This window comes from Streptococcus parasanguinis (genome assembly GCF_001578955.1).
Lineage (GTDB): Bacteria > Bacillota > Bacilli > Lactobacillales > Streptococcaceae > Streptococcus > Streptococcus parasanguinis_U.
In genome coordinates, this window is sequence record NZ_KQ969690.1 from 462,730 (window position 1) to 468,939 (window position 6,210).

The following is a 6,210-nucleotide window of genomic DNA, read 5'->3' on the forward strand; positions in this document are numbered from 1 at the left end:
TTCTTTTCAGCAATGTTTCGCTATGACGGCGACCGTTTGTTAGAGTCGCATGTTGATTTTTATGAATAAAGGAGAATGCAATGGTTGTCATTAAAAATGGTCGCGTAATGGATCCCAAGACTGGCTTGGATCAAGTCTGTGATCTTCTCATTGAAGGAAAGAAAATTGTAGAGATCGCTGAAAACCTCCCAACGGATGGACAAGAAGTCCTTGACGCTACTGGTCTGGTGGTAGCTCCTGGTTTGATCGATGTACACGTGCATTTCCGTGAGCCTGGTCAAACTCATAAAGAAGACATCCATACAGGTGCCTTAGCCGCAGCTGCTGGTGGTTTTACTCGAGTGGTCATGATGGCCAATACCAATCCGACCATTTCAGATATTACTACCTTAGAGGAAGTCTTAGCTTCTGCAGCCAAGGAAAATCTTCACATTCATACGGTTGCGACGGTGACCAAGAACTTTGACGGTCAACACCTGACAGATTTTGAAGGACTGCTTAAGGCCGGTGCAGTGGGATTTTCAGATGATGGGATTCCCCTTCAAAGCACCAAGGTTGTCCGTGAAGCCTTGGAAGAAGCTAAGCGTCTAGGGACCTTTATTAGTCTACATGAAGAAGACCCTGAGTTGAATGGCATTCTTGGTTTGAATGAAAACATTGCCAAGGAACACTTCCATGTCTGTGGGGCGACGGGTGTAGCCGAATATTCAATGGCTGCGCGTGATGCCATGATTGCCCATGCGACAGGTGCTCACCTCCATATCCAACACCTTTCCAAGGAAGAAAGTGTCAAAGTGGTGGAATTTGCCCAAGGATTAGGAGCTCATGTGACGGCAGAAGTGGCTCCCCAACACTTTTCAAAAACAGAAAGTCTGCTCTTGACTAAAGGAAGCAATGCCAAGATGAACCCACCTCTTCGCTTGGAATCAGACCGCCTAGCAGTGATTGAAGGCTTAAAATCAGGCGTTATCTCAGTGATTGCGACGGACCACGCGCCTCACCATGCGGATGAGAAGAATGTTCCTGATATTACCAAAGCACCATCTGGAATGACTGGGCTTGAAACCTCACTTTCTCTTGGTTTGACCTACTTGGTGCATGCAGGCCATTTAAGCCTGATGCAATTGCTTGAAAAGATGTCCTATAATCCAGCACGTCTCTATGATTTTGATGCTGGATATATCGCAGTGGATGGACCAGCAGATTTGACCATCTTTGATCCAAAAGCAGATCGTCTGGTATCGGATCATTTCGCTTCAAAAGCGGGCAATTCACCATTTGTGGGTGAAACATTAAAAGGGAAAGTTGCTTTTACAATCTGTGATGGGCAAGTGATTTTCCAAGGATAAGTGATCGTATTTATATGAATCTTAAAAAAATGATGCAAGGCTTGGTTTTCTTTTTAACCAGCCTTCTTGTCTTTGTCTTTCTGTTTCGTGCTCTGCTACCAACTGCGTCCCCTCACATGACCAAGCCCAAAACGGCTACGAAAGAAATCACCTATACTTATGTAGCTCTAGGAGATTCACTGACCGAAGGAGTAGGGGATAGCACCAAGCAAGGGGGCTTTGTCCCCATCCTTGCCCAAAGCCTGTCTAATGAAAATGACGGCCAGTACCAGCCTGTCAACTATGGAGTAGCTGGGAATACAAGTGCTCAGATCTTAGATCGACTCAAGAAGCAAACAGATCTTCAGAAGGATCTCAAAAAGGCGCGTGTCATGACCTTAACGGTTGGGGGAAATGATCTGCGCAAAGTTGTTGTCGATCATCTGAGTGATTTTTCTCTATCAGATATCCAAAAACCGCTCAAGAGTTATACAGCGAACCTCAAAGAAATTATTACAAAGGCCAGAAAGGACAATCCCCATCTTCCTATTTATGTAGTGGGGATCTACAATCCTCTTTACCTGAATTTTCCTGAATTAACCAGTATCCAGACGGCTGTCGATCGTTGGAATGAGACGACGGAAGAAACTATCGCGCAATTTGATCAGGTCTATTTCGTTCCGATCAATGATGCCCTGTATAAAGGAATCGACGGGGAAATGGGTGTGTCAGAAGTCAGTGATGGCAAGGCGACGATTGCTAACGATGCCTTGTATGAAGAAGATCGTTTTCACCCCAACAACACAGGTTATGAGAAGATGAAACAAGCAATATTGGAGAAAATCAATGCCACGAAGAAAACATGGAGTCAAAAATAATCCCATCAAAGAGAAGGTCCCCTTCCTTCAAAAAATCAATATTTGGAAATGGTTATTTTTAGGTTTGGTCAGCCTTCTCTTAGCCTTTGCTTTAGTCGTGCAAGGACGCTTAGCGACGCCAAGAGAAGATGTTAGCCAGCTTCATCAAGCAGTTGGCACCAAAGATGTCAAAGTTGGAACCATGACAACGACTCGTGATCAACTAAATGATACCATCAAATCCCTTCTGAAAAAATATAAGCTGTCCGACTACAAGGTCTATGCGGACAATCAGCAAATCCTATTAGAAGGGCAGTTGAGTTTCTTAGGGAAGGAGTATCCCTTATATATTTACTTTCAACCATCCAAATTGGAAAATGGGAACATTCTCTTGACGGTGAAGGATTTTTCAGTTGGAACCTTTCAAATTCCACAAAGGATGGTTTTGCAGCTCTTGAGCAAGAATAAAAATATTCCAAAATTTATCCAGATTTCTCCAAAGGAGTCTACCATCACCATTGTATTACCAGCAATAGACAATGACTTTGGAATCTATGTTAAGGCCAATACCATCGACCTCTATAATGACAAGATCGTTTTTGATTTGTATCAGAAGAAGTAGAGTAACAGGGTCTATTCAGATTGATGTAAAATTGTATTTTACATAAAACAACCAGAATGATGCTGAAAATAAAAACGATAGTTACTATTAGTCTTATTCAATAAATATTGAAACTTTCCGCCGTGAGAAAAGTGCTAGAAACACTTTTGTTTCTAGCACTCGGAATTATTGAGACCTTAGGCTCAATAATTAGTCATGGAACTTCTTTGAAGTTCGCTGACGTCCGTCTTCACCTAAGGAAAGTTTTTAAGATGACTTTATCTTCAATCTAACTAGAACCGAAAGCTTTATTTTGTTTCTATTCAAAAAATTCAGAATATTGTAGAAAATTCTTGACATTGCTTTTTCCCTATGCTAAAATACTAAACAAGACATTGAACAAAGGAGAAAGTCAAACATGAAAACAGCTAAGTTTATTCAATTTGCTTTGTTGTTGAGGTATAAGGGCTAGTGCAGAAGCATTAGTCCTGTTTGGCTTACCAAGCGGGCAAAAACATCTCGCTTGGTTAACCGAGTGAGATGTTTTTCTTTATATCCACTACATAGAAATGAGGAGACCCTATGCGTAAAGTTGAATTTTTAGATACCAGCCTTCGGGATGGCGAACAGACTCCAGGAGTTAATTTTTCTATCAAAGAAAAGATTGCCATTGCTAAACAATTGGAAAAGTGGGGCATTTCTGCTATTGAAGCAGGTTTTCCTGCAGCTAGTCCTGATTCCTTCACTGCTGTTCAAGAGATTGCCAAGGTCTTGACCAAGACAGCCGTGACAGGTTTGGCCCGTTCTGTCAAATCCGATATCGATGCTTGTTATGAAGCTTTGAAGGATACTAAGTATCCACAAATTCACGTCTTTATCGCAACCAGTCCGATTCACCGGGAGTTTAAACTCAACAAGACCAAGGAAGAAATTCTTGAAGCGATCAAAGAGCACGTTTCTTACGCTCGCTCAAAATTTGAGATTGTTGAATTCTCACCAGAAGATGCGACACGGACCGAATTGGATTTCCTCTTGCAAGTCGTACAGACTGCAGTCGATGCAGGGGCTAGCTACATCAATATTCCTGATACAGTCGGTTTCACGACACCAGCAGAGTACGGTGCCATTTTCAAATACTTGATTGACCATGTCAAGACAGACCGCGAGATTATCTATTCCCCTCATTGCCATGATGACCTAGGAATGGCGGTGGCCAATAGCCTCGCTGCTGTTAAAAATGGTGCCCGTCGTGTCGAAGGAACCATTAATGGAATCGGTGAACGGGCCGGCAATGCGGCGCTTGAAGAAGTAGCGGTTGCTCTCAATATCCGTGAAGACTATTACCAAGTTGAAAGTCCGATTGTCCTCAATGAAACCATCAACACCTCTGAGTTGGTCTCTCGTTACTCTGGGATTCCAATTCCTAAAAACAAGGCAGTTGTTGGTGGCAATGCCTTCTCACATGAGTCTGGTATTCACCAAGACGGGGTCCTTAAAAATCCTCTTACCTATGAAATCATCACACCTGAGTTGGTGGGTGTTAAGAGCAATAGCCTTCCACTTGGTAAATTGTCTGGTCGCCATGCCTTTGTCGAAAAACTGCATGAGTTGGGACTGGAATTTACAGAAGAAGACATCAAGCCATTATTTGCTAAGTTCAAATCTCTGGCAGACAAGAAACACGAGATCACAGATGCCGATATCCGCGCCCTTGTTGCCGGTTCAGCAGTGGAAAATCCAGAAGGATTCCAATTTAACGATCTCCGCTTGACAACCAATGTAGACGAAACCATTACAGCAGCAGTTAGCCTCCGCAATGAAGAAGGGGAAGTGCTCGAATTCCTTGCCAATGGTCAAGGGTCGGTTGAAGCGATCTTTAATGCGATTGATAAATTCTTCAACCAAACTGTTCGCTTGACATCTTATAATATCGATGCAGTGACAGATGGGATCGATGCTCAAGCCCGTGTCTTAGTATCTGTGGAAAATGTCGATACAGATACGATTTTCAATGCCTCTGGTTTGGACTTTGACGTATTGAAAGCCTCTGCCATCGCTTATATCAATGCCAACACGCTGGTTCAAAAAGAGAATGCGGGTGAGATGGGACGAGCTGTCTCCTACCGTGATCTTCCACAAGCCTAAGAGGAAATGAACATGACAAAGAAAATTGTAACACTTGCAGGAGATGGGATTGGCCCTGAGATCATGGCAGCTGGACTAGAGGTCCTCGCAGCCGTTGCTCCCAAAATCGGCTTTGATTATAGTCTAGAAGACAAACCTTTTGGGGGTGCTGGGATTGATGCCGCTGGCCACCCACTTCCCCAAGATACTCTAAAAGCAGCTAAAGGAGCGGATGCTATTCTTCTCGCAGCTATCGGGAGTCCTGAGTATGACAATGCTCCTGTTCGTCCAGAACAAGGCCTGCTCGCTATTCGCAAGGAATTAAATCTCTTTGCAAATATTCGTCCTGTACGGATTTTTGATGCCTTGAAACACTTGTCTCCTTTGAAACCAGAGCGTATCAAGGGTGTCGACTTTGTGGTCGTACGTGAATTGACAGGTGGGATTTACTTCGGAGACCATATCTTAAAAGAAGATACAGCACGCGATATCAATGATTACAGTACAGAAGAAATCCGTCGGATTATGCGCCAAGCCTTCAAGATCGCGCAAGGACGTGGTAAGAAAGTGACCAGTATCGATAAGCAAAATGTCCTTGCAACTTCTAAATTGTGGCGCCAAGTGGCAGAAGAAGTTGCTAAAGAATTTCCAGATGTGACCTTAGAGCACCAGCTTGTCGATAGTGCGGCCATGATCATGATTACCAATCCAGCCCGCTTTGATGTTGTAGTGACAGAGAATCTATTCGGAGATATCTTATCTGACGAATCGAGCGTCCTTCCTGGAACACTAGGCGTGATGCCATCTGCCAGTCATTCTGACCAAGGACCAAGTATGTACGAACCGATTCATGGTTCAGCACCTGATATTGCTGGTCAAGGCATTGCCAATCCGATTTCCATGATCCTGTCCGTTGCCATGATGCTCCGAGACAGTTTTGGAGAAACAGCAGGTGCAGAAATGATCGAAGAAGCTGTCAATCAAACCTTGAATCAAGGAATTTTGACGCGGGATCTAGGTGGTCAGGCATCGACTGCAGAGATGACTGCAGCCATTATTGGGAATCTCTAAGATGACTTGGAGAGATCGCTGTTTAGTTGTTATTGCTATTTGGAATAGTATCGTATTTCTGACCTATGGTTTAGATAAACGAAAGGCTATCCAAAACAGGTGGCGGATTCCTGAAAAGGTCCTGTTACTCGAGAGCTGGCTACTTGGTGGATTCGGAGCTCTACTAGGTGGATATCTCTTTCACCAAAAGGTGCGGAAATGGTATTTTCAAGCTACCTGGTGGGGCAGT

6 protein-coding genes and 1 pseudogene are annotated in these 6,210 nt (G+C 43.7%); all 7 read left to right on the top strand.

Annotation, left to right across the window (positions count from 1 at the left end; translation table 11 throughout):
* Positions 1-69, top strand: a pseudogene (locus SPADD19_RS11625) (DNA mismatch repair protein MutT); the annotation flags it as partial.
* 11 nt (positions 70-80) lie between these two features.
* The gene (locus SPADD19_RS06125) at positions 81-1,349 is read left to right on the top strand and encodes a dihydroorotase (RefSeq protein ID WP_061455525.1); all 1,269 of its coding nucleotides are present in this window, start codon (positions 81-83) and stop codon (positions 1,347-1,349) included.
* Between the two features lie 14 nt (positions 1,350-1,363).
* On the top strand, positions 1,364-2,206 hold the full coding sequence (locus SPADD19_RS06130; RefSeq protein WP_061455526.1) for an SGNH/GDSL hydrolase family protein: 843 nt from the start codon (positions 1,364-1,366) through the stop codon (positions 2,204-2,206).
* Complete coding sequence (locus SPADD19_RS06135; RefSeq protein ID WP_061455527.1) at positions 2,175-2,807, top strand: YpmS family protein; 633 nt, start codon at positions 2,175-2,177, stop codon at positions 2,805-2,807. Before SPADD19_RS06130 ends, SPADD19_RS06135 begins: the two co-directional genes overlap by 32 nt.
* Before the next feature lie 561 nt (positions 2,808-3,368).
* Positions 3,369-4,931, top strand: coding sequence for a 2-isopropylmalate synthase (locus tag SPADD19_RS06140; RefSeq protein ID WP_061455528.1), 1,563 nt, complete (start codon positions 3,369-3,371; stop codon positions 4,929-4,931).
* 12 nt (positions 4,932-4,943) lie between these two features.
* Positions 4,944-5,981, top strand: coding sequence for a 3-isopropylmalate dehydrogenase (gene leuB, locus SPADD19_RS06145; RefSeq protein ID WP_061455529.1), 1,038 nt, complete (start codon positions 4,944-4,946; stop codon positions 5,979-5,981).
* Position 5,982: 1 nt separating this feature from the next.
* Positions 5,983-6,210: DUF1294 domain-containing protein (locus tag SPADD19_RS06150; protein WP_061455530.1), on the top strand; the 228-nt coding region annotated here is incomplete at its 3' end.

Excerpts from the sequence above, each read along its gene's own strand:
- SPADD19_RS06125 (WP_061455525.1), top strand. The coding sequence starts at position 81 with ATGGTTGTCATTAAAAATGGTCGCGTAATGGATCCCAAGACTGGCTTG.
- SPADD19_RS06130 (WP_061455526.1), top strand. The coding sequence starts at position 1,364 with ATGAATCTTAAAAAAATGATGCAAGGCTTGGTTTTCTTTTTAACCAGC.
- SPADD19_RS06135 (WP_061455527.1), top strand. The coding sequence starts at position 2,175 with ATGCCACGAAGAAAACATGGAGTCAAAAATAATCCCATCAAAGAGAAG.
- SPADD19_RS06140 (WP_061455528.1), top strand. The coding sequence starts at position 3,369 with ATGCGTAAAGTTGAATTTTTAGATACCAGCCTTCGGGATGGCGAACAG.
- leuB (WP_061455529.1), top strand. The coding sequence starts at position 4,944 with ATGACAAAGAAAATTGTAACACTTGCAGGAGATGGGATTGGCCCTGAG.